Origin of the sequence: Stackebrandtia albiflava (assembly GCF_007994225.1) — a bacterium.
Lineage (GTDB): Bacteria > Actinomycetota > Actinomycetes > Mycobacteriales > Micromonosporaceae > Stackebrandtia > Stackebrandtia albiflava.
On record NZ_VLLL01000005.1, the window covers coordinates 701,926 to 724,495 of the forward strand.

Genomic DNA, 22,570 nt, shown 5'->3' on the forward strand with positions numbered 1-22,570 from the left:
CCGGCGACGCGGTGGGGATCGTGGCCCCCGGACGGGGGCGGTGTCGCGTCACGACCGGCACCACGTCGCTCCGCCGCCGACCCGATACACGGTCGCCCGTGCCATCGAAAGCAACCGATAGCCCGGCCGGTACGCTGGCCGGGCTATTTCCCTGTCGTCTCCCGCTAGGAAACCCTCGATGAAGATCGCCGTCACCGGTTCGATCGCCACCGACCACCTCATGCACTTCCCCGGCAAGTTCGCCGACCAACTGATCGCCGACAAGCTGGACAAGGTGTCACTGTCGTTCCTGGTGGACGACCTGGTACTGCGGCGCGGCGGCATCGCCGCCAACATCTGCTACGGCATGGGCCGCCTGGGGCTGCGGCCGATCCTCGTGGGGGCCGTCGGCAAGGACTTCTTCGACGACTACCAGGGCTGGCTCGCCGGCCACGGCGTCGACACCGAGTCGGTACACGTGAGCGACACCGCGCACACCGCCCGCTTCGTCTGCACCACAGACGAGGAGCTGTGCCAGATCGCCTCGTTCTACGCCGGCGCGATGGCCGAGGCCCGCGACATCGACCTCCGGCCGATCCACGAGCGCGTCGGCGGGCTGGACCTGGTGCTGGTGGGCGCCAACGACCCCGCCGCGATGCTCCGGCACAGTGAGCAGTGCCGCGAACTGGGCATCCCGTTCGCCGCCGACCCGTCGCAGCAGTTGGCGCGCCTGGACGGCGAGGGCGCCCGCCGACTCATCGGGGGCGCCAAGTTCCTGATGACCAACGAGTACGAGAAGGAACTGCTGGAGTCGAAGACCGGCCTCACCGAGGCCGAGATCCTCGACCAGGTGCAGGTCCGGGTGACGACGCTCGGCAAGGACGGCGTCGAGATCGTCGGTCGCGGTCTCGACCGCATCCACGTGCCCGTGGCGCGCGAGATCCACGCCTACGACCCGACCGGTGTCGGTGACGGCTTCCGTGCCGGGTTCTTCGCCGGACTGTCCTGGGGCCTGTCGGCACGTCGCGCCGCCGAGGTCGGTTCGATGGTCGCCACACTGGTGCTGGAGACCGTCGGCACCCAGGAGTACTCCATCGACCCGGCCTCGTTCGTCCGCAGGCTCGGCGAGTCCTACGGCCCCGCCTGTGAGGCGGAGGTCTCCTCGCACCTGCTGCTCAGCTAGAGCCCTCGTCGGTACCGGGCGACCGGCCGGGCGGTGACGCCCCGGCGGGTCGCCCGTTCACGTAGGAGCCGGGTGCGGTCACAGGTCGGCGACGTCTCCGGCGTCGCGCAGTTCCGCCACGACCCGCGGCAGTACCCGCGTGAAACGTTCGACGTCCGCCTCGGTGATCCCCCGGTGCAGCGACACCCGGATGTTGCCGTGCGACAGCACGCCCATCGCCTCCAGTACGTGCGACGGCCGCAGTGTCGCCGCGGTACACGAGGAACCTGCCGACACCTCGAATCCCGCCCTGTCCAGTGCCGACAGCAGCGGCTCGCCGTCCTCGAACGGATAGGACAGTGTCACGATGCGGGCGAGCCGGTCGTCGGGGTCGCCGACGACCTCCAGATAGGGGATGTCCGCCGCGCGTCGCCGGACGAGGTCGGTCAACCGTCGCAACCTCGCGTCCTCGGCCGCCGCCTCCGCGGCCACCGCCCGCAGTGACGCGGCCGCGGCCACCACCGCCGGAAGATGGAGACCGCCGGGCGACGCCGGTTCCCCGGTCCCGGACGGCCACGGACTGCGCCAGCGGGTCCCCTTGCGTACCACCAGGATGCCGACACCGGACGGGCCGCCCCACTTCCGTGCCGAACCGGTCAGCATCGACCATCCCGACGGTACCGGTTCGTGCCCGAGTGTCTGTGCCGCGTCCACCAGGAGCGGCACGTCACCGGCCAGCTCCGCCAGTCGGGTCACCGGTTGGCGGGTGCCCACCTCGTGATTCGCGCTCTGCACCGCCGCCAGGGCGACGCCGGGCCGGGCGACCGCCGCCGCGAACCGGTCCTCGTCCACCCGGCCGTACCGGTTCACGCCGACACCGACGGTCTCGCCGCCGCCCGACCGGTGCCATTCGGCGGCGTGCAGCACCGCCGAGTGCTCGACATCACTATGGACGAACGTCTCACCCCGGCGCCGGTTCGCGGCCAACCCGCCCAGCACCGCGGCGTGCAGGGCCTGCGAACCGTTCGGGGTGAACGAGACCTCGTCCGGCCGCGCACCCAGCGTCTCCGCGACGCTCTGACGTGCGGCGTCGAGCAGTTGCCGGGCGCGACGGCCCTGCCCGTAGAGCTTCCCGGGATCGGCCCACCCGTCGGCCGTGGCCACGTCGAGTGCCTGCACCGCGACGGGGTGCAGCGGCGTCGCGCCGGCCGAATCAAGATATACAGAGGTCATAACCGCTATTCAACGACACGTCGTAGAATTCGACACCCCCTGACCTCACCGGAGGGGACCCGGCAAGTAGGCTCACTGCGTCTCGCCCGTGCGGGACGGTGGGCACTGCCCACACTGTACGGCAAGGTCAAACGCCAAGAAAGGCTTGAGCAGGTGGTCGAAAGTCCGTCGTCCGCGGCCTCACGTAGGCCACGCCGCCTCACCGGTCTGGCCGCGCTGGTGCTGCTGACGGTGCCGGCGCTCGCGGGCTGCACCGTGCAGGACGCGTTCGCATTCGGTTGGCCACAGACGCTGCCGACTCCGCAGTCCGAAGAGATGTTCAACCTGTGGATCGGTTCGGCGATCGCGGCGCTCGCCGTCGGCGTGTTCGTCTGGGGTCTCATCTTCTGGTGCATCATCCGCTACCGCAAGCGCAGCGACGAGCTGCCGGCGCAGACGCGGTACAACCTGCCGATGGAGATGCTGTTCACCGTCACGCCGTTCATCGTGATCTCGGTGCTGTTCTACTACACCGCGGTGATCCAGAACAACGTCACCAAGCTGACCGAGGACCCCGACCACACGGTCACCGTGACCGCGTTCAAGTGGAACTGGGAGTTCACCTACAACGACACCGACCCCGACGGTGACGGCCCCGCCGAGCCCGTGTCGGCCTCGGTGGGAACGAGTGACTACATCCCGGTCCTGGTGCTCCCGACCGGCGAGACCATCCGGATCAAGGAGGAGAGCGCCGACGTCATCCACTCGTTCTGGGTGCCGGACCTGCTCTTCAAGCGTGACGTGATGCCCGGCTTCACCAACGAGTTCGAGATCACGATCGAGGAGGAGGGCGCCTACGTCGGCCGTTGTGCCGAGCTGTGCGGCGCGTACCACTCGATGATGAACTTCGAGTTGCGGGCGGTGTCCTCCGAGGACTACCAGGCGTACCTGGGGCACCTCCAGGAGGGCATGAGCACCCCCGAGGCGTTGGAGGCCATCGGCCAGGACCCGTACGCCACCACCACGAAGCCGTTCGACACCAAGCCCAACTCGGGCGAGGCGAGCTAGGGGGCGCCGACATGAGGACCGAATCCAAGCTCTTCGCTCTGATCACCTTGAGCCTCTACCTGTTCGCCGCCGTGTACGGCTGGTGGACCTGGTACGAGAGCCCGATCGGCGCCATCGAGGTCATCGGTTTCACCGCGCTCATCCTGTCGGGCACGCTGTGCGCGATGTGCTGGGGCTTCTTCGCCTTCGTCGCGCGACGGCTCGACCTGCGTCCGGAGGACCGGCCCGACGGCGAGATCGCCGACGCCGCCGGAGAGGTCGGGTTCTTCTCGCCCGGAAGCTACTGGCCGTTCGGTGTCGCCCTGTCGGCGACGATCGCGGGTGTGGGTGTCGTCTTCTGGATGTGGTGGCTGATCGCCGTGGGCATGCTCGCCGTGTTGATCACGACGTGCGGCCTGCTCTTCGAGTACTACACGGGAAGCCGCCGACTCGGCCCACAGTAGACATGTTCGACACGAGAGGGTACCGGTGTGAACGACACCGGTACCCTTCGTCGTACGAGGTTCGCACGGTTCGCGAACGAACCGACTCCTTCTCCCATCCTGTCGTAGGAGACTTCATGTCCTATCCGCCGCCGGGCTCCCCGACCCCCGACCCGGCTTCGCAACCCGGCCACGAACAGCAGCCGGGGTACCACACCCCGGCCCCCCAACCCGGATACCCCGCCCAGGGTGACACCGGATACGCGGCCCAGCAGCCGGGTTACGGCCAGCAGCCCGGCTACGGCCAACAACCCGGATACGAACAGCAGCCCGGATACCCGCCGCCGGGAGCCCCGCACTCCGGCCCGCCCACCTCACCCGGATACGCTCCGCAGCCCGGGTACGGGCCGCCCGTACCCGCCCCGTCGGGCACGAACAAGACCGGCATGCTCATCGGTGTCGGCGTGGCCGGCCTGGTCGGCATCGTGCTGATCGTCGTCCTCATCCTGGCGCTCACCGGTGGCGGCTCACCCACCGCGACCGCTAACGGCTTCCTGGACGCGATGTCCGAAGGCGACCTGGAGTCGATGCGGGAACTGGCGTGCGCCGACATCGTCGACGAGTTCGACGGCGGCGCCGAGGAGACGGCGTTCCTCACCGCGCTGTTCGCGACGGCCGAGTGGGAGATCACCGGCGAGGCCGTCGTCGGCAACGAGGCCACCGTCACCGTCGTCATGACGCTCACCGATCCCGACACCGGGGAGGTCGAGACGGACACCGAGCAGATGAACCTCGTACTGGAGAACGACGAGTGGAAGGTCTGCGAGTACTGATCGCGGTCGCCCGCCGGCCCTCCCCACGCAGGGGGCGGGCCGGCGGCGTCTCGACGGATTTACCCGAATGACTTAATCGTCGCTTAACACCCGTTGCGTCACAATTCGGGCATGACCCGTTTCATGTTGCTGCCCGGACTCCACCGCACCAGGATCGACTCCGCCACCATCCAGTTGGGAGTCGACCCGGAGACCGCCCTACTCCTGGAGAGCCCACGCCCGCAGGTCTCCGAACTGCTGGACCGCTTGGAGACCGCGATGACCGAGAAGCAGTACTACGGTGCCGCGCGGAGTCTCGGGCTCGACGACGTCGACGCCGGCGGCCTACTCCGGCTGCTGCGGCACGGCAGGCTGCTCATCGATCCCGCCGCCTTCCGCAGCCGGGACGCCGCCGCCGACCGCCGTGCCCAGCATCACTCCGAGACCGCGGCACTCTCGTTGCGCCGCACCGACTGCCCCGCCGAGTTGATGAGCCGCCGGGAACGGCGCCGGATCTGGGTGTCGGGGGAGACCGACATGGTCACCGAGTTCACCGAACTGCTGTACCGGTCCGGTGTGGGTGCGGTGGCCGCCCCGGGCAGGCGCGGTGGGCCGCCCGACCTGGCGGTGCTGCTGGATCCTCGGCAGCCCGCCGACCTCGTCGCGCGATCCCACGCGCGGCGCGACCTGCCGTATCTGATGGTGACCACCATGGACGGCGCAGTGAACGTCGGTCCACTGGTCATACCCGGCCGGACCGCCTGCGCGGCCTGCGTGGAACACCACATCACCGACGTGGTGCCCAACTGGCGCCGGAACGGCGCGGCACCCGCACCCCTGGAGGCGGCACTTCGCGGCCTCGCCGTCGCCACCGCGGCGTGCCAGGCACTCCAGTACCTGGACGGCGTGACCGGCCAGATCGAGTCGGCGACGATCCAGTTGCGCGCGCCCTTCGGGCTGCGACACCGGGAGTGGACACCGCATCCGGCCTGTGGCTGTGCGCCGGCGATCGCGGACCGCGCCGACCGGGTGCGTTACGTGCCGGCGAGCTGACCGCGGACCACGGGTTTCCGTCCACGAGGGGGGAACCCGTGGTTCAGTCCTCGAAGCCGATGGCGAAGATCTCCTCCACGTCGTGCTTCGAGTAGGCGCGGAACGCGATGTGGGTCTCGGTGTCGGAGACGCCCGGCACCTTGCTGATCGCACCGGCGACGACGTCGGCGATGTCGTCGAACTCACGGACCCGCACCATCGCGATCAGATCCACGTTGCCGGCGGTGGAGTAGACCTCGCTGACACCGGGCAGGTCCGCGATGGCCTGGGCCACTTCGGGAATCGAGTCGGTGGCGCAGTCGATTAGCACGATCGCGGTGATCATGTCGCTCCTTGGCACGGCGGTGGGTCGGACGGACCCACCCTAACGCCGCCGGCTCAGTCGATGCGCGCCGTCTCCGGATAGTCGGCATACGGCCCCAACCCGTAGTGCGCGAGCAGGCGGGAGGCCGCGACCGTCACCGGCGGCATGCCGTCCACCGGCCACCAGCGCGCGTCCAGCACCTCGGCGCCGTCCACGGCCAGCTCGACGGTCTCCGGGTCGATCCTGGCCGTGAAGACCGTGTCGACCCACCTGCCGTAGGTGTGGACGACCGCGTTGGGGGCCGCCGGTTCCACGTCCTCGGGGGTGAGCGCGATACCGGTCTCCTCATGGAGTTCCCGCACCGCGCCGTCCACCGGCCGCTCACCGCGTTCCAGAAGACCGGCCGGGAGACCCCAGCCGTGTCCGGGTGGCTGGCGGAGCATCAGGAGCCGGGAACCGTCCAGGTCGTACACGAGCATGACGGCGCCCACAGTGTAGGTGGGTGTGGCGATTCGCACGATCCGGCGCCGCCACGAGCGGGGCAGCAGGTAGAAGACCCGGTATGCGGTGGCCCGCAACAGGGAGGACGGTCTACGGACAGCGGAGCGCACTTCGCCCATCTTCACCCTTCCCGGCAGCGACCGCGTTCGCGGCACCGCCAGCCTAGAGCAGTCGCCCGAAAGCGTTGTCCGGCACCGTCGGCGGGCGGACGGCGCCGCAGGTCAGCCGTTCGCGACGCCGACCCAACGGGTGAGCGTGTCGGCGGCCGCCCGCGAGTCGACGGCGTCGGCGGCCCGATCGAGGCCGCGCCGCATCGCCCCGGGAAGGTCCTCGGTGATGTCGGCCTCCAGGCCCTCGAACGCGGCGAATCCGGCGGCGGCGTTCAACAGGACGGCGTCACGTACCGGCCCCGGCTTGCCCGCGAGTAGGTCACGTGCCACCTCGGCGTTGTACCCGGCGTCGTCGCCGCGCAGCGCCGACAGCGGCGACCTCGCGATCCCCAGGTCGACCGCGTCGATCACCGTCTCGACGACCCGGCCGCCGTTGACGAGCCACACCCGCGTCGCCGCGCCGGTGGTCAACTCGTCCAGGCCGTCCTCACCCCTCACGACCAGGGCGCTTACCCCGCGGTCGGCCAGCACCCGCGCCATGACCGGCGCCATCGCGACGTCGGCGCACCCGATGGCACCGGCGCGGGGTTGAGCCGGATTACTCAACGGCCCCAGGAAGTTGAACGCGGTCGGCACGCCCAGTTCACGCCGCGGTCCCGAGGCGTGCCGCATGCCGGGGTGGAACCGCCCGGCGAAGCAGAACCCGATACCGGCGTCGGTGACGCACCGCGCCACCTTCTCCGGGCCCAGGTTGAGCGGAACACCGAGTGCCTCCAGCAGATCCGCCGACCCGCACCGCGACGACGCGGCCCGGTTGCCGTGCTTGACCACCGGGACGCCACCGCCGGCGACCACCAGGGACGCCATCGTGGAGATGTTCACGGTGTGCGATCTGTCACCGCCGGTGCCGACGATGTCGGCGCAGTCCATCGGCAGGTCGAGGCGCTCGGTGTTGCCGAGCATCGCCGCGACCAGGCCGGTCATCTCGTCGGCGGTCTCACCCTTGGCCCTCAGCAGTACGGCGAACGCCGCCAGTTGCGCGGGTGTCGCCTCGCCGGCCATGATCTCGTTCATCGCCCAGTCGGCCTGTGCGGCCGCCAGCGGGCGCCGCTCCAGCAGAGTGGACAGGATGGTCGACCATTGCGAAGTCACTGCCTCGTGCCTTTCTCGCGGGCGGGACGGGTCGGCCGAGCCGGGCGGATCAGCCGACGACGGGCGTCTGCGACCGGCGGCGCAGCAGTTCCAGAACCTTGCCGGCGGTGCGGATCGGGTCGAGGGGGTAGGTGAGGCTCGCGTCGGCGCGCGACCAGGCGGCGAGCCAGTTGTCGGCGGCCCGGCGCAGCACCAGGCACGACATCGGCGGGTCGTCCAGTTCGTCCCGGAGCTGGCGCGCGATCGCCATGCCTCCGGCGGGCTGCGCCTCGCCGTCGAGCAGGATCAGGTCGATCTCGAACGTGTCGATGAGCCGGACGGCCTCGTCGTACCTTCCGGCCTCCAGGTACTCGACGGTGACGTCGGAGGCGGGACGCTCACCGATCGCCGTCCGCATCGCGTGGCGCACCTTCAGGTTGTCGCTGTACAGGAGAACGGTGTAGCTGCTGCTCATTGACGATGGCCTTCGGTCGGGCGTGTTAACGGTCAGGCACCGAGCCTACCGCCAGCCGGATCCCGCCCGCGCCGCCGCCCGACCGGCGGCGTCACGTGACCGCCCGATCACCGGATACGCGCCTCGGCGCCCTCACCTGCGGCGGGACCCGCGCGGTCCCGGCGACACGCGGAGGGATCGCCCCCCGCCACAAGCCGTAGAAGATCAGCGGCAATAATGGCCGCGTGACTGCGGCAGAAGCCACCATTGATCCCAGGCGAATCCACTCCTTGACCCGGCCGAACATGGTCAGCGTCGGAACGATCGTCTGGCTGTCCAGCGAACTGATGTTCTTCGCTGCGTTGTTCGCGATGTACTTCTCCATCCGGGCGGCGGCGCCCGAGCAGTGGGCGGAGCACACCCAACACCTGAACATCCCCTACGCGGCGACGTTCACCCTGATCCTGGTGGCGTCCTCGGTCACCTGCCAGATGGGCGTGTTCGCCGCCGAGCGCGGCGACGTGTACGGGGTCAGGCGTTGGTTCTTCGTCACCTTCATCATGGGGTTGGTCTTCGTTCTCGGCCAGGCCAACGAGTACCTCACCCTGGTCCACGAGGGCATCAAGATCAACGCCGACGGCTACGGGTCGATGTTCTATCTCACCACCGGGTTCCACGGCCTCCACGTGACCGGCGGTCTGATCGCCTTCGTCATCTACCTGATCCGAACGACCATGGGGCGGTTCACTCCGGCGCAGGCGACCTCGGCCATCGTGGTGTCGTACTACTGGCACTTCGTCGACGTCGTCTGGATCGCCCTGTTCTTCATGATCTACTTCCTGAAGTGAACCGGCTCACCGCCGAGCCACCCACAGTGGAACCAACCAACTACATGAGACGCCGGTGCCGCCCGCATCGGAAGACAACAGCAAAGGTGAGGCAATAACCGTGGCTGTAGCAACCAGACGCCGATCCGGCTGGCGCAGACGGCTCGGGGCTTTCGCTCGCTTCGTCGCCGCGCTCGCCCTGGTCGGCGGGGTGTACACGGCGTTCGCTCCAGGCGTGTACGCCGAGGAGACCGACGAGTCCTTCCAGGCCCTGGTCGAACAGGGTGAGGAGCTGTTCAACAACAGTTGCATCAGCTGCCACGGCGTCAACGCCGAAGGCGTGGACGGCCGCGGTCCGAGCCTGATCGGCGTCGGCAGCGCCTCGGTCGAGTTCCAGGTGAACTCCGGCCGCATGCCGATGGCGGCGCAGACCGCACAGGCCGAGCGCAAACCGCCGATGTTCACCCCCGAAGAGGCCACTGCGATCGCCGCCTACATCCAGTCCCTGGGTGGCGGCCCGCAGACCCCCGACAACATCGACGCGATGGTCGCCGACGTGCTCGCCGACCCCACCGGGCTGGCCGAGGGCGGTGACCTGTTCCGGGTCAACTGTTCGAGCTGCCACGGGTTCTCCACCGGCGGTGGCGCGCTGTCGTCCGGAGGGTTCGCCCCCTCGCTGGCCGGGGTGCCGACCGAGCAGCTCTACCAGGCGATGCTGACCGGGCCGCAGAACATGCCGGTCTTCGCCGACAACCAGCTGACGCCTGAACAGAAGGCACAGGTCATCGCGTACATCGAGTACCTCAACACCGATCAGGACCCGGGCGGTTGGGGCCTGGGACGGTTCGGTCCCTCCACCGAGGGCATCGCCATCTTCCTGGTCGGCATCACCACGCTCGCCGTGGCGACACTGTGGATTGCGGGGAAGTCGTAACTCATGAGTGCTGCACACCACGACTCAAGCGCCGCCGAACCGGTCGACGTGACCGACGGCAAGCTGACCAAGTTCGACATCGTGAAGGAGGGGCTGCGGCGGGACGGCATCGAGATCCTGCACTACGAGCCCGCCTTCCCGGTTCCGGGCACCAAGGCGGAGAAGCGCATCGAGCGCTTCATCGCCCTGTGCTTCACGGTCGCCGGTCTGGGTGCTCTCGGGTTCGTCGCGGTATTCGCGTTCTGGCCGTGGGAGTACGAGTTCGCCGAGCTGGGGACCGCCGAGAGCTGGTCGAAGTGGTACACCCCGATGCTCGGCCTGACGCTGGGCCTGGCGTTGGCCGGCCTCGGCATCGGCATCCTCACCTGGTCCAAGAAGCTGCTCCCGGTGGAGGAGCTGGTCCAGGAGCGTCACGACGGCGGCTCCGCCCAGGAGGACCGGATCATCACCGGCGCCACCCTGAGCAACGTCGTCGACGAGACCGGCATCAAGCGCCGTCCGCTGTTGAAGCGGGCGCTGCTGTTCGGTGCCGCCCCGCTGGGGCTGGCCGCCATCGCGCCGCTGGGCACGTTGATCACCCCGCCCGGGGACGATCTGGTCACCACGGGCTTCAGCCCGGCCAAGAACCACGGTGAGCCGGTGCGGCTGATGCTGAAGGACGGCACCCTGGTGCGTCCCGACATGGTCTCGGTGGGCGGTCAGATCACCGTCTTCCCGGCGATCCCCGGTGGCGCGACCAACGAGTACGCGGACTCTCCGACGCTGCTGATCCACCTGCGCCAGGAGGACGCCGACAAGGCGCGCGCCAACGCGTACGACATGTACAAGGGCGCGATGTGGGGCAACTACATCGCCTACTCCAAGATCTGCACGCACATCGGCTGCCCCGCCAGCCTGTATGAGCAGCAGACCAACCGGCTGCTGTGCCCGTGCCACCAGTCGCAGTTCCTGATCACCGACAACGCCAAGCCGGTGTTCGGGCCCGCGACGCGACACCTGCCGCAGTTGCCGCTCGCGGTCAACGAAGACGGTGTCTTCTACGCCGTGTCCGACTTCCTGGTGCCTATCGGCCCCGCATTCTGGGAGCGTGGCTAACCATGAAACGTCGTAAGTTCGACGCGAAGCAGATGCCGGCGAAGATCGGCAACGAACTGGACGACCGGTTCAAGCTGGCCTCGCCGGTGCGGGGACTGCTGACCAAGGTCTTCCCCGACCACTGGTCGTTCCTGCTGGGCGAGATCGCGTTGTTCTCGTTCATCGTCCTGTTGCTCACCGGTACGTTCCTGGCGCTGTTCTTCGAACCGTCGATGGTCCACGTCGTCTACGACGGCAGCTACACGCCGTTGCGCGGCATCGGGATGTCCAAGGCGTACGAGTCGACGCTGCACATCTCGTTCGACGTGCGCGGCGGCCTGGTCATCCGGCAGATGCACCACTGGGCGGCGCTGCTGTTCGTGGCGTCGATCCTGGTCCACATGGGCCGGGTGTTCTTCTCCGGCGCGTTCCGCAAGCCCCGCGAGGCCAACTGGGTCATCGGGTTCATCCTGTTCATCCTGGCGTTCTTCGAGGGCCTGATGGGCTACTCGATCCCCGACGACGGCCTGTCGGGCACGGGCCTGCGGATCGTGCACGGCATCACCGAGTCCATCCCGCTGATCGGGAGCTGGGCCGCGCACGCGCTGTTCGGCGGGGAGTACCCGGGCGAGGTCATCGTCACCAGGTTCTACATCCTCCACGTGCTGCTCATCCCGGGCATCATGCTGGCGTTGATCGCCGTGCACGTGGGACTGGTGTTCGCCCAGAAGCACTCCCAGTGGCCGGGGCCGGGCCGGACCGAGCACAACGTGGTCGGCTACCGGATGTTCCCCAACTACGTGTCCAAGCAGGGCGGCTTCTTCATGCTCGTCTTCGCGGTGATCGCGTTGATGGGCGGCCTGTTCCAGATCAACCCGATCTGGTTGTTCGGTCCGTACGAGGCGTCGGTGGTGTCCTCCGGCAGCCAGCCCGACTTCTACGTCATGTTCCTCGACGGCCTGGTCCGGTTGTTCCCGAGTTGGGAGCTGTCCGGGTTCGGGTTCACGCTTCCGGCGGTGTTCTGGCCGGCCGTGGTGGGCATGGGCGTGGCGTTCACGGTGCCGCTGCTCTACCCGTTCATCGAGCGCCGGTTCACGAAGGACAAGGCACACCACAACCTGCTGGAGCGTCCGAGGGACAACCCGACGCGTACCGCGGTGGGCGCCATGGTCACCAGCATCTGGCTGATCACGACCATCACCGGCGCCAACGACATCGTCGCCGACAAGTTCAACATCAGCCTGAACGCGATGACGTGGGGCGGCCGGATCGGGATCGTGGTCATTCCGGTGATCACCTTCTTCATCACGCGACGGATCTGCCTGGGCCTGCAGCAGCACGACCGTGAGGTGCTGGCGCACGGCATCGAGACCGGCATCATGCGGCGGGACGCCAACGGCCGGTTCTACGAGGTGCACCAGCCGCTGACCTCGGAGGTCGACGAGCACGGGCACCCGAAGGTCCTGGAGTACAACGGCTGGACCGTGCCGAAGAAGATGAACCGGGTGGGCGCGTTGCTGCCCGCCGTCAAGGGCTTCTTCAAGCCGGTGGAGCTGCCGTCGGAGACCCCGCGCCGCGAGGTCGAGGGCGACGACCGGTCACGTGAGGAGATCGAGGCCGGAAGGCGCTGACGAGGGCGCACACGTGAGTGGCCCCCAGTCCCGACAGGGACCGGGGGCCACGTCGTGTCCGGGGCTCAGGTGGTGAGCGCGTCGGGCGTGGGTTCCCGGTCGACCGAGGCGATCAGCTTCTCGGCGATCTCGTCGGCGTCGAACTTCTCGTCGTCGACGGCGAGGTACAGGGCGTCCAGGTCCGGGTAGCCGAGGTCGCGGGCTAGCCGCAGTAGCGGGTCGGTGGAGGCCAGGCCTCGGTCGCGCCGGCGAAGCGCCGCGTCGACGGCGTGCCGGCCCGCGCCGATCCGGTCGGCGAGCAGCTGACGCCGTTCGGACTGCCGGGCGGAGTCCGTCGCGTGTGGTCCACGGTGGCCGGCGAACCACTGGGAGATGAGCAGTTGCGCGTGGGGGGTCTTCGCGCTGAGCAGCCACTCCCTGGACGGTCCGGGGTAGCCGGTGCTCGAGTGCGAGATGATCGTCTCCACCAGGTCGCCCTCCGCGAGCGGTACCGACAGGGGCGCGAGTCGTCCGTTGACGTAGGCGCCGATCAGCCTGTCGCCCTCGGACGGCCCGTTGCAGTAGGCCAGGTCCACCGGTGTGGCACCGATCGGCAGGATGTGCTGGTTGCCGCCGGTCGTGAACACGAGGATCTGTTCGTCGGCGAGGTCGCATCGCAGCGAGTCGAGGAACTTCTCGGGGTCGATCGCGTCGCGCTGCCAGTCGAGGAGGCGCCGCAGCCACTTGAGTTCCTGGAGGGACTGCCCCGTGCGGGAGGTCTCCCGGGACAGGTGCGCGGCGATGCCCAGTTCGGCGGTCTGGTTCATGTCGTGGGTGCGGATCATGACGTCCATGGGCTCGTCGCCGGGACCGATCACCGAGGTGTGGAGCGACTGGTACAGGTTGAACTTGGGTGTGGCGATGAAGTCCTTGAACCGGCCGGGGAGCGGCTGCCAGAGCCGGTGTACGGCGCCCATGGTGGCGTAGCAGTCGGTGAGGGGCCCCTCGACGACCAGGACCAGGCGTGGTGGGTCCTGGGGGCCGCGGCGGGGACGCAACGCCATCTCCCGGAACACCGAGTAGTGGTGGCGGGGCCGGTCGAGGATCTCGGCGGTGATGCGCATCTGGCGCAGTTCGGCGCGCAGCCGCTGGGTCGCCACCGAGACCTTGGCCGTCCGTTCGGGGTTGTGGTTGAGGTAGGCGTCGATCTCCTCGTACGTGTCCGGATCGATCGTCTTGAGGACGATGTCCTCCAGCTCCCGCTTGATGACGTACAGGCCGAGCCGGTCGGCAAGCGGTATCAGCACGTCGCGGGTCGCCTCGGCGATGCGGATCTGCGAGGGACGGGACTTCGCCCCCAGGGTGCGCATGTTGTGCACCCGGTCGGCGAGTTTGATGACCAGGACCCGGATGTCGCGGCCGGCGGTGACGATGAGTTTGCGGAAGGTCTCGGCCTCGGCGGCGTCCCCGAAGTACAGTTTGTCGAGCTTGGTCACACCGTCGACGAGCAACGCCACCTCGTTGCCGAAGTCGTCGCGGAGTCGTTGCAGCGTGTAGGAGGTGTCCTCGACGGTGTCGTGGAGCAGCGCGGCGGCGATGGTGGTGGTGTCGAGGCCGAAGTCCGCGAGGATCCCCGCGACGGCGATCGGGTGGGTGATGTAGGGCTCACCGCTCTTGCGGTTCTGTCCCCGGTGCATCTGTTCGGCGATGCGGAACGCCTTGCGCAGCAGGGGGATGGACGGTGTCGGGTGCTTGGCGCGATGTGTCGTCTCCAGGGCGGCGACGCTGGCGGTCACTCCCCAGGGGTCGTCCGCCGGTGAGGACCGGTGGAGAATCGTTCGCAGCATGGTGACACCTCCGGCCAGGATGCTGGCAAATGTTAGCCCCGATCTTAGGGACGCGCGCGTCCGGGTGGTACGGGACACACGGGATTCCACGCTCACTTTCCGGTGAAAACCGTTGACCCGCCAGTGATCTGTCGTCAATCCGACTGGGTACGGCGGTGACGGCGGCCGGTTCGCGGAGACCCCGGCGGTTTCAGTGAATCATCCACATTCGGCTATGTGTGGCGGCGGGTGGGATCGTGACCCCGGCCGCCCCGTTGATGCGGCATGGCCGCGTCCAGCCGATCGAGCAACTCACGGTAGGCCCCGGCGGCCCGGCGCGGTTGCGCCCAACCGGAGTCCGTGCGCACCAGGCGGACGCCGGTCCCCTCCAGCCAGGTGAGGATGAGTTCGGTCTCGGCGATGCGGGAACCGGCGAGGTTCCCGTCGGACGGCGGTATCGTCGCCGCCGAACGCAATAGGGACTCCACAGTGGGCATGGGGTTGATCCGTGGTGGACTCTTCGCCGCCGCCGCGAGCTGACCGTGCCGGACCACCGCGATCTCCCACCCGCCCCCGGCGGCCGGCCCCGCCGCCACCAGCTCGGGGATCCGGATCAACGACTGGGTGCGTTGGGTACGGATCGCCGCCCGCAGGAACGCCGCCAACCGCCCCCTCACCACCGCCGCCTCCTCGAACCGCTCCCGCCCCGACAGGTCACCGATCCGGTGCAACAACGGCGCCACCACCGGATCCGGGTCACCCGCCACCGTCGCCGAGAACCGCTCCGCGATCCGCGAGTAGTCGGACACAGAGATCCGCAACAGGCACGGCGCCGGACACCCCAGCTCCGCCAACGCGCACGACGACCCCGCCCGGCGCGGCGACAACCGCGTCTTGCACTGCCTGATCGGCAACGCGTCGTGGACCGCCTCCATCACCTGCGCCGCCGCCTTCGCCGACGTGAACGGCCCAAGCCATGTACTGCCGGCCTCCGGCGGTTTCCGCACCAGCGACAACCGGGGGTACGCCTCGTCGGTGAGCCGCAACCACGCCAGGCGCTCCGGGTACTTCGACCTGCGGTTGAACGGCGGCTTCGCGGTCGCGATCATGCGGAGCTCCCGGACCTGCGCCTCCAGGCGGTGCGCGCACTCGATCGGCTCGATGCGCTCCGCCAACCGCAGCATGTCGCGCATCTGCTTGCGGGTCTCCCCGCCGGAGAAGTAGCTGCGGACCCGACCGGCGATGTCCACCGACGTGCCGATGTACAGCGGACGGTCCTGCGCGTCCCGGAACACGTAGACGCCCGGAACCCTCGGCAGGCCCTTCGCGAGGTGTCGTTTGCGGCGTTGCTCGGCGGCCGGGATGGCCCGCTGGAAGTCCGCCAGGTCCGTGTCGGTCAACACGTAGTGGGCGCCCAACCGTTCCAGCAGTGCGTGCAGCACGTCCACCGTGGCCCTGGCGTCGTCGAGCGCCCGGTGGGTCGGGGAGATCTTCGCCCCGAAGAACCTCGCCAGGGTGCCCAACCGCTTGTTGGGGACCTCACTGCGGTCCACGAGCCGCCTCGCCAACACCACCGTGTCCACCACCTGCGGGCGGGGCCACGGATAGCCCGCCGCGTCGCACGCGGCCCGCAGGAAACCCACGTCGAACGGCGCGTTGTGCGCCACCCACACCGTCCCCTGCGCGAACTCCAGGAAACCCGGCAGCACCGCCGTCACGGGCGGGGCCTCCGCCACCATCGCGTCGGTGATGCCGGTCAGCTGCGTGATACGCGCGTCGATCGGCTCGCCGGGGTTGACCAGGGTGTGGAACTCGCCCAGCACCTCGCCGCCGCGTACCTTCACGGCCCCGATCTCGGTGATCGCCGCGGCATCGGCCGCGACGCCCGTCGTCTCCAGATCCACCACCATGAAGGTGATCTCGGACAGCGGTGTACCCAGATCGTCGAAACTGGGCTGGACGTAACGTCCGGCGGTGGGACTGGACACGACGGGCAGTCTAGGAGCCGGGTGGGACAGCACCGTTCGAAACGGCGTCCGTCAACCAGTCGCCCAGCCGCCCCACCAGCGCCGGCGTCATCGCGGATTCGGCGTGCCCCATGCCCGGTTCGATCCACAGCTCCTTGGGCTCGGCGGCGGCGGCGTAGAGGGCGTGGGCGTGCCGCAGGGGGAAGAACCGGTCCTCGGTGCCGTGGACGACCAGCAACGGCGCCGGTGAGATCTTCCCGGCGAGCTCCCACGGAGGCGCCGGAACCGTCCGCCAACCCGCCGCGCTGATCCGGGTCCGCAACGCCAGTCGTGACACCGCCCTGCCCAGGCGGCGCTCCACCGCGAGATGCAGCAGCCGCATCCTCGGCGTACCCCGGTAGTACCAGTGGGCGGGGCCGCTGACGGCCGCTACCGCCGCCACACCCCCGAACAGGCCCGCGTGCCGCACCGCCACCGCGGCCCCCATCGAGAAGCCGACCACCGCGATCCGGCGGTGTCCCCGCTCCCGCAGGAACTCCACCGCCGCCTGGACGTCGTGCACCTCAAGGTCGCCCACAGTGGACACGCCGGTGGATCCGCCGTGGCCCCGGAAGTCGATCGCCAGCAACGCCGCCCGGCCGTGCAGGATCCCGGCGATCGCGCGCGCCCGCGGATTACGCCACGAACCGGAGAAGCCGTGACCCACCACGAACGCGGTGTCCGAGTCCTTCGGCAGATACCGTGCCGAGATCCGTACCCCGTCGCCGGTGCGCAGGAACAGTGTGGACTCGGTGGACGGCCTGGACATGGCAACAGATTAGACGTCCCCGCCACCGATCCGGTGGCGGGGACGTCACGACGGGGACGGTGAACCGGTCAGGCCGCCCGGTCCTCCACCAGCGCCACCAGGGTCCGCACACCGAAACCGGTGGCGCCCTTGACGATGTACCCGTACGGCTCGCCACCGTGGTCGGCGGGACCCGCGATGTCGATGTGCGCCCACGGCATGTCGTCGTCGACGAAGTGGTCGAGGAAGATGCCGCCCTGCAGCATGTGCCCGGACCGCTCCATGTTCGCCGAACCCTGCAGCACGTCGGCGATCCGCGACTTCATCGTCTTGCGGACCTCCTCCGGGAACGGCATCGGCCACGCGGCCTCACCGGTGGACTCGCCGACCCGCTTGACCCGGGCGCACTCCTCCTCGGAGCCCATCACACCGGCGATGCGCTTGCCCAGGGCCATCACCTGGCCACCGGTCAACGTCGCGATGTCGTAGATCGCGTCGGGCTCGTCCTCGGCGGCGCGGGTCAACGCGTCGCACAACACCATGCGACCCTCCGCGTCGGTGTTGATGACCTCGATGGTCTTGCCGCCGTAGGCCGTCACCACGTCACCGGGCCGGTACGCCGTCCCCGACGGCATGTTCTCCGCCATCGGCAGGTACGCGGTCACGTCCACGGACGGCTTGAGCGCCGCGACCGCCAGCATGGCACCGGCCACCGCCGCCGCACCGGCCATGTCGCCCTTCATGTCCCACATGCCCTGCGCGGGCTTGATGGAGATGCCGCCGGTGTCGAAGGTGATGCCCTTGCCGACCAGCGCCACGTGACCCGACGCGCCCTCGGCCCGGTAGGTCAACCGGACCAGCCGCGGCGGCCGCGACGAGCCGTTCCCGACGGCGAGGATCCCACCGTAGCCACCGGCTGCCAGCGCCTCCTCGTCCAGCACCTCGACGCCCAGCCCGGCCGCCTGGGCCGCCTCGGCGACCTGCTCGGCGAAGACCTTCGGCGGCAGCAGGTTCCCCGGAGTGTTGGCCCAGTCGCGTGCCGCCCGCACCCCGTCGGTCAACGCCGTCACCCGCGACACGTCGCAGTCGGCGCCCAGCAGGGTCACGGCCGCCACCGGATCCTTCAGCCCGGTCCGGTCGGTGCGGTAGTCGGCGAACTGGTACGCGCCCAGCAGGGCGCCGGTGGCGAGGGCCTCAGCGTCCCCGGACACCGCGAAGACGATCGAGTCCTTCCCGGCGGCGGACCTCGCCGCGGCGCCGGCGGCCCGCCGCAACGTCTCCGCGGACGGCCCGTCGTCGGACCGCTCGCCCAGACCGACGGCGGTGATCAGGGTCGCGGCGACCCGGCCCATCGACGGGACGGTCGTCAGCCCGCCCTCCTCACCGGTGGCTCCCAGAGCCTCCAGTGTCGGCAACAGTTCACCGAATGCGGACTCCACCGCCTCGGCGCCGGGGGCCAGGACCGGTCCGTCCTCGCCCTTGTGGAGACCGATCAGCAGGACGTCGGCCGCCACGGAGGCGGCGTCGTCGGTTGACAAGGCGAGCGTTGGCACGCGAACTCCCAGGGTGTTAGCGGTTCCGCGCACCGTGGGCGCGGCCGTCTCATCGACTCCGCTCGCCACTGCGCGGTAAGGACCAGCCGATCGTACGCTCATATCCGGGAGGCGGTAGGTTGCGGATCATGACAGAGACGTCGCAACCGATCCAGTCACCGCTTCGTGACCGTCATGACGCACTCGGCGCCAAGTTCGCCGAGTTCGGCGGATGGCTGATGCCGCTCGAATACGGCGGCGGGGGAGTGGTCGCCGAACACACCGCGGTGCGGGAGGCGGTGGGCCTGTTCGACGTCTCCCACCTCGGCAAGATCGACGTCTCCGGCCCCGGCGCCGCCGACTTCGTCAACGACCGGCTCAGCAACGACCTGCGCCGCATCGCACCCGGCAAGGCCCAGTACACGTTGTGCTGCGACGACTCCGGCGGCGTGGTGGACGACCTCATCGCGTACCTGTACGGCCCCGACCGGGTGTTCCTGGTTCCCAACGCCGCCAACAACGCCGAAGTCGCCGCCCGGCTGGCTGCCGAGGCCCCCGCGGACGTCGCCGTCACCGACGAACACCGCGACCACGCCGTCCTGGCGTTGCAGGGACCGCACTCCGCGCGGGTACTGGCGGACCTCGGCGTCCCCGCCGACCACGAGTACATGTCCTTCGTCACCGCAGAATGCGCCGGAACCTCTATCGTGGCCTGCCGCACCGGATACACCGGCGAACACGGTTACGAACTCCTGGTGCCCGCCGATGCCGCCGGAGCCGTCTGGGACGCCCTGATGACCGCCGGAGCGCCGCACGGCATCCGCCCGGCCGGCCTGGGAGCCCGGGACACCCTCCGCACCGAGATGGGGTACCCGCTGCACGGCCACGAACTCTCCATGGAGATCACACCGGTACAGGCCCGCGCCGGCTGGGCCGTCGGTTGGAGGAAACCCCACTTCTGGGGAAGGGACGCCCTGACCGAGGAGAAGGCCACCGGGCCTCGCCGCCGCTTGTGGGGCCTGGAGGCCACCGGACGCGGCATCCCCCGCGCCGACATGACCGTCCGCTCCGGCGACACGGTCGTCGGGACCACCACCTCCGGCACCTTCTCACCCACCAGGAAGATCGGGATAGCGCTGGCGCTGATCGACACCGCCGCGGGTGTGGACGAGGGCACCGAACTCTCCGTCGACGTACGCGGCCGGGCACTGCCGGTTAAGGTCGTCAAGCCGCCGTTCGTGACACCGTCGGTGAAGTGACGCGCGATCAATCCGCCAGGTCGGCGGGGTCGAACCGGATCGGGAACGGCTCCGCCGCATCGAACACCCGACCAGGAGCCGCCACGACGGTGTCACCGTACCCGTCCGGTTTCGGCCCGCTGTGCGCCAGCAAGTCCCCGTCCTGAGTTATCTGCCAGTACGAGGGGATACCCGCCGCAGCGTACAACCGCTTCTTCACCTCGTCGTCGAACACCTTCGTGGACTTCGAGGCGATCTCCACGACCAGCGCCACGGAACCGGCTGCCTGCCACAGGCCGGGACGCGCCCCATCCGGACGTAGCACCACGATGTCGGGCACGAGGTTCGCGCCGGGCACCCGGACACCGAGCTCGGTGCGCACCTTCCAGCCCTTGAACGCGGCATCGTGTAGAAGAAGGCTCAGGTTGAAGCTGATGCTCTGATGATGGTAAGACGCTGGGGGAGTCATGATCAGGCTTCCGTCGACGATCTCGTAGCGGTGCCCGTCCTCCGGCAACGTCGCCAGATCGTCTTCCGTCCACACTGCCGGGAACGTGAAATCCGGTTCCGCCGCCATGACCACACCCTTCACACGAGAACTGTAGCCTTTAGAATGTCATGAATACGTTGCGGTGCGTCACATTCGCGGCCGGAACCGGTTCAGCCCGTCTCGGTGGACTCCTCGGCCGGGTACGGCAACTCGGAGGCCAACCGCAATGCGTCCTGAAGCAGCGGCAACGCGTGCATCACCGCGCACCCCTCGCCCACGTCCAACCCGGGACCGATCGGCTCGGCCATCCCCACCTGACCGGCGACCTTCTTCACCACCGGATGCGGGATCCGGTCCGGCGCGTAACACCACTTCGGGGCACCCAGTGAGAAGTCCCGCGCCGCAAGCGCCGCCGCGGCGGTCACCGGCCCGTCGAACAACACCGGAGTCCGCCGCAGACCGGCCGCGACGATCACACCCGCCAGCGTCGCCAACACCCCGCCGCCGAACTCCGTCAACGTGGTCCGGGCGTTACGGGCCGGACCCGACACCCGCGCGAACGCGTCACGGGCCGCCGCGACCCGCCGCATCCAGATGTTGTCGTCGATGACACCGCCCGGCAGTTGCAGCCGCGGCGACAGGTCCACCACCGGCGTGCGCGTCAGATGCGCGGTCACCGCGACCGCGGCGGCGACGGTACCCGGGCCCGAACCCGCCAACACCAACAGATCCGCGCCCGCGTCGATGCACGCGTCCGCGGCCTGGCCGCCCACGGTCAACGCCTCCGCGTACTGCTCCTCGGTCAACACCGGACCGGACTCCGCCGCGGGCGTCACCGCCGCCTCCACCCGCCGGATCGGCACCCCGGCGCGCTCCGCCAACCGGGCCGCCAACTCCGCCGGGTCACCCAACTCGGTCTCGTAGCCCTCGTCGCCCGCGGCGAAACCACCCTCGGTGCCACCCGACACCCAGATCGCCTCGACGTGGCCGAACGGCACCGGCCTGTCGGTGCCCTGCACCCGGCCGGCCCACGACACGGCGTTACCCAGGATCCCCAGGCCGGTACCCGGCAGCAACGCCGACGCCAACCGGTTACCGGAACGCGTCGCGTAGGCGGCGTCGGGGAACGGCACCTTCACCTTCTCGAACGGGGCGGGGCTGTCATCGCTCACGACAACAGAGGTTAATCCTCGCACCGTGACCCGCCACCGCCGACCTCCCGCAACCACGCCGCGATGACGGGTCACGCCACAAGACGCCGAACCGCCGGGCATGATTGTCGGGTGACGGACTTCGCCAAAGGCCACGGCACCGGCAACGACTTCGTGATCGTCGCCGACGTCGACGGAGAACACCCACTCGACCGCGCCGCCATCGCGCGGCTGTGCGACCGACGCACCGGCGTCGGCGGCGACGGGCTGCTCCGGGTCGTGCACGCCGCCAAACACCCCGACGGCGTCTCTCACGCCGGCCACGCCGACTGGTTCATGGACTACTACAACGCCGACGGCTCCATCGCCGAGATGTGCGGCAACGGCGTACGCGTGTTCGTGCGCTACCTGCGCGAACACCGCCTCGCAACCGGTGACGTCATCCCGGTCGCCACCCGCGCCGGAATCCGCCGCGTCGACGTCGACGGCGACCTCCTCCGCGTCGACATGGGGCCCGCCCGCCTCCTCGGCGAATCCACCGCCGACGTCACCGGACACCGCCTCACCGGCCGTCACGTCTCCATGGGCAACCCGCACCTGGTCTGCCGGGTCACCGACCCCGCCGCCTACGACCTCACCCGGCCGCCCACCGTGCCCGCCGACGAATTCCCCGACGGCGTCAACGTCGAACTGTTCACCGGCGACCGCGACCACATCACCATGCGCGTCCACGAACGCGGAGTGGGAGAGACCATGTCCTGCGGCACCGGCGCCTGCGCCGCCGCCGTGGTGGCCCTCGACGGCCCCGGAACCTGCGACGTAGACGTACCCGGCGGCCGGCTCACCGTCACCGCCACCGACGACACCGTCACCCTCACCGGCCCCGCCGTCCTCACCTTCCACGGCACGACGAAGCCCTGACCGCG

At 69.4% G+C, this 22,570-nt stretch carries 22 protein-coding genes; 11 read left to right on the plus strand and 11 right to left on the minus strand.

Annotated features, from left to right (window positions below; translation table 11 throughout):
• Positions 1 to 178: 178 nt before the first annotated feature.
• A complete protein-coding gene (locus tag LX16_RS04160) occupies positions 179 to 1,162 on the plus strand; it encodes a carbohydrate kinase family protein (protein WP_147133340.1) in 984 nt (327 codons plus the stop codon).
• 78 nt (positions 1,163 to 1,240) lie between these two features.
• On the opposite strand, the gene LX16_RS04165 is transcribed toward LX16_RS04160, so the two are convergent.
• Positions 1,241 to 2,374 (minus strand): cysteine desulfurase family protein, encoded by a 1,134-nt coding sequence (locus tag LX16_RS04165; protein ID WP_147133344.1) that lies wholly within the window; start codon positions 2,372 to 2,374, stop codon positions 1,241 to 1,243.
• Between the two features lie 153 nt (positions 2,375 to 2,527).
• Here LX16_RS04165 and ctaC point away from each other — a divergent pair, with 153 nt between their 5' ends.
• The 4 genes from ctaC (at position 2,528) to LX16_RS04185 (ending at position 5,708) form a co-directional block, all read left to right on the plus strand.
• Complete coding sequence (gene ctaC, locus LX16_RS04170) at positions 2,528 to 3,421, plus strand: aa3-type cytochrome oxidase subunit II (RefSeq protein ID WP_211354276.1); 894 nt, start codon at positions 2,528 to 2,530, stop codon at positions 3,419 to 3,421.
• A gap of 11 nt (positions 3,422 to 3,432) precedes the next feature.
• Positions 3,433 to 3,864 (plus strand): cytochrome c oxidase subunit 4, encoded by a 432-nt coding sequence (locus LX16_RS04175; RefSeq protein WP_147133346.1) that lies wholly within the window; start codon positions 3,433 to 3,435, stop codon positions 3,862 to 3,864.
• Between the two features lie 116 nt (positions 3,865 to 3,980).
• The gene (locus LX16_RS04180; RefSeq protein ID WP_147133349.1) at positions 3,981 to 4,676 is read left to right on the plus strand and encodes an Rv0361 family membrane protein; all 696 of its coding nucleotides are present in this window, start codon (positions 3,981 to 3,983) and stop codon (positions 4,674 to 4,676) included.
• Between the two features lie 111 nt (positions 4,677 to 4,787).
• Complete coding sequence (locus LX16_RS04185) at positions 4,788 to 5,708, plus strand: hypothetical protein (RefSeq protein ID WP_147133352.1); 921 nt, start codon at positions 4,788 to 4,790, stop codon at positions 5,706 to 5,708.
• A 43-nt stretch (positions 5,709 to 5,751) separates the two neighbouring features.
• Here LX16_RS04185 and LX16_RS04190 read toward each other — a convergent pair whose 3' ends face one another.
• The 4 genes from LX16_RS04190 to LX16_RS04205 all read right to left on the minus strand — a co-directional run bounded on the left by LX16_RS04190 (position 5,752) and on the right by LX16_RS04205 (position 8,229).
• Positions 5,752 to 6,033 (minus strand): Lrp/AsnC family transcriptional regulator, encoded by a 282-nt coding sequence (locus LX16_RS04190; protein WP_147133355.1) that lies wholly within the window; start codon positions 6,031 to 6,033, stop codon positions 5,752 to 5,754.
• A 53-nt stretch (positions 6,034 to 6,086) separates the two neighbouring features.
• Positions 6,087 to 6,623 (minus strand): NUDIX hydrolase, encoded by a 537-nt coding sequence (locus LX16_RS04195; RefSeq protein ID WP_244615670.1) that lies wholly within the window; start codon positions 6,621 to 6,623, stop codon positions 6,087 to 6,089.
• A 111-nt stretch (positions 6,624 to 6,734) separates the two neighbouring features.
• Positions 6,735 to 7,775, minus strand: coding sequence for an anthranilate phosphoribosyltransferase (gene trpD / locus LX16_RS04200; RefSeq protein WP_147133361.1), 1,041 nt, complete (start codon positions 7,773 to 7,775; stop codon positions 6,735 to 6,737).
• 49 nt (positions 7,776 to 7,824) lie between these two features.
• Complete coding sequence (locus tag LX16_RS04205) at positions 7,825 to 8,229, minus strand: helix-turn-helix domain-containing protein (protein ID WP_147133364.1); 405 nt, start codon at positions 8,227 to 8,229, stop codon at positions 7,825 to 7,827.
• Between the two features lie 224 nt (positions 8,230 to 8,453).
• Here LX16_RS04205 and ctaE point away from each other — a divergent pair, with 224 nt between their 5' ends.
• From ctaE to qcrB, 4 genes are read left to right on the plus strand one after another with little or no spacing between them, the layout of a single operon-like run.
• Complete coding sequence (gene ctaE, locus LX16_RS04210; protein WP_147133367.1) at positions 8,454 to 9,056, plus strand: aa3-type cytochrome oxidase subunit III; 603 nt, start codon at positions 8,454 to 8,456, stop codon at positions 9,054 to 9,056.
• Positions 9,057 to 9,111: 55 nt separating this feature from the next.
• Positions 9,112 to 9,969, plus strand: coding sequence for a cytochrome bc1 complex diheme cytochrome c subunit (gene qcrC, locus LX16_RS04215; RefSeq protein WP_425304407.1), 858 nt, complete (start codon positions 9,112 to 9,114; stop codon positions 9,967 to 9,969).
• Between the two features lie 3 nt (positions 9,970 to 9,972).
• Entirely contained in the window at positions 9,973 to 11,064 is a 1,092-nt protein-coding gene (qcrA, locus tag LX16_RS04220; protein WP_147133373.1) for a cytochrome bc1 complex Rieske iron-sulfur subunit, read from the plus strand.
• Positions 11,065 to 11,066: 2 nt separating this feature from the next.
• Positions 11,067 to 12,674, plus strand: a complete 1,608-nt coding sequence (gene qcrB / locus LX16_RS04225; RefSeq protein ID WP_147133376.1) for a cytochrome bc1 complex cytochrome b subunit — start codon at positions 11,067 to 11,069, stop codon at positions 12,672 to 12,674.
• A 65-nt stretch (positions 12,675 to 12,739) separates the two neighbouring features.
• On the opposite strand, the gene LX16_RS04230 is transcribed toward qcrB, so the two are convergent.
• The 4 genes from LX16_RS04230 to LX16_RS04245 form a co-directional block, all read right to left on the minus strand.
• Positions 12,740 to 14,500, minus strand: coding sequence for a RelA/SpoT family protein (locus LX16_RS04230; RefSeq protein WP_147133379.1), 1,761 nt, complete (start codon positions 14,498 to 14,500; stop codon positions 12,740 to 12,742).
• Between the two features lie 212 nt (positions 14,501 to 14,712).
• A complete protein-coding gene (locus LX16_RS04235; protein ID WP_147133382.1) occupies positions 14,713 to 16,467 on the minus strand; it encodes a DEDD exonuclease domain-containing protein in 1,755 nt (584 codons plus the stop codon).
• A 10-nt stretch (positions 16,468 to 16,477) separates the two neighbouring features.
• Positions 16,478 to 17,254, minus strand: coding sequence for an alpha/beta hydrolase (locus LX16_RS04240; protein ID WP_147133385.1), 777 nt, complete (start codon positions 17,252 to 17,254; stop codon positions 16,478 to 16,480).
• Positions 17,255 to 17,322: 68 nt separating this feature from the next.
• Positions 17,323 to 18,786, minus strand: a complete 1,464-nt coding sequence (locus LX16_RS04245) for a leucyl aminopeptidase (protein ID WP_244615671.1) — start codon at positions 18,784 to 18,786, stop codon at positions 17,323 to 17,325.
• A 128-nt stretch (positions 18,787 to 18,914) separates the two neighbouring features.
• On the opposite strand from LX16_RS04245, the gene gcvT reads away from it, so the two are divergent.
• On the plus strand, positions 18,915 to 20,024 hold the full coding sequence (gene gcvT / locus LX16_RS04250) for a glycine cleavage system aminomethyltransferase GcvT (protein ID WP_147133391.1): 1,110 nt from the start codon (positions 18,915 to 18,917) through the stop codon (positions 20,022 to 20,024).
• Positions 20,025 to 20,031: 7 nt separating this feature from the next.
• On the opposite strand, the gene LX16_RS04255 is transcribed toward gcvT, so the two are convergent.
• Positions 20,032 to 20,595 (minus strand): Uma2 family endonuclease, encoded by a 564-nt coding sequence (locus tag LX16_RS04255; protein WP_147133394.1) that lies wholly within the window; start codon positions 20,593 to 20,595, stop codon positions 20,032 to 20,034.
• 68 nt (positions 20,596 to 20,663) lie between these two features.
• A complete protein-coding gene (locus LX16_RS04260) occupies positions 20,664 to 21,665 on the minus strand; it encodes a nicotinate-nucleotide--dimethylbenzimidazole phosphoribosyltransferase (protein ID WP_158645471.1) in 1,002 nt (333 codons plus the stop codon).
• A gap of 63 nt (positions 21,666 to 21,728) precedes the next feature.
• Here LX16_RS04260 and dapF point away from each other — a divergent pair, with 63 nt between their 5' ends.
• Complete coding sequence (gene dapF, locus LX16_RS04265) at positions 21,729 to 22,565, plus strand: diaminopimelate epimerase (RefSeq protein WP_147133400.1); 837 nt, start codon at positions 21,729 to 21,731, stop codon at positions 22,563 to 22,565.
• Positions 22,566 to 22,570 lie beyond the last annotated feature (5 nt).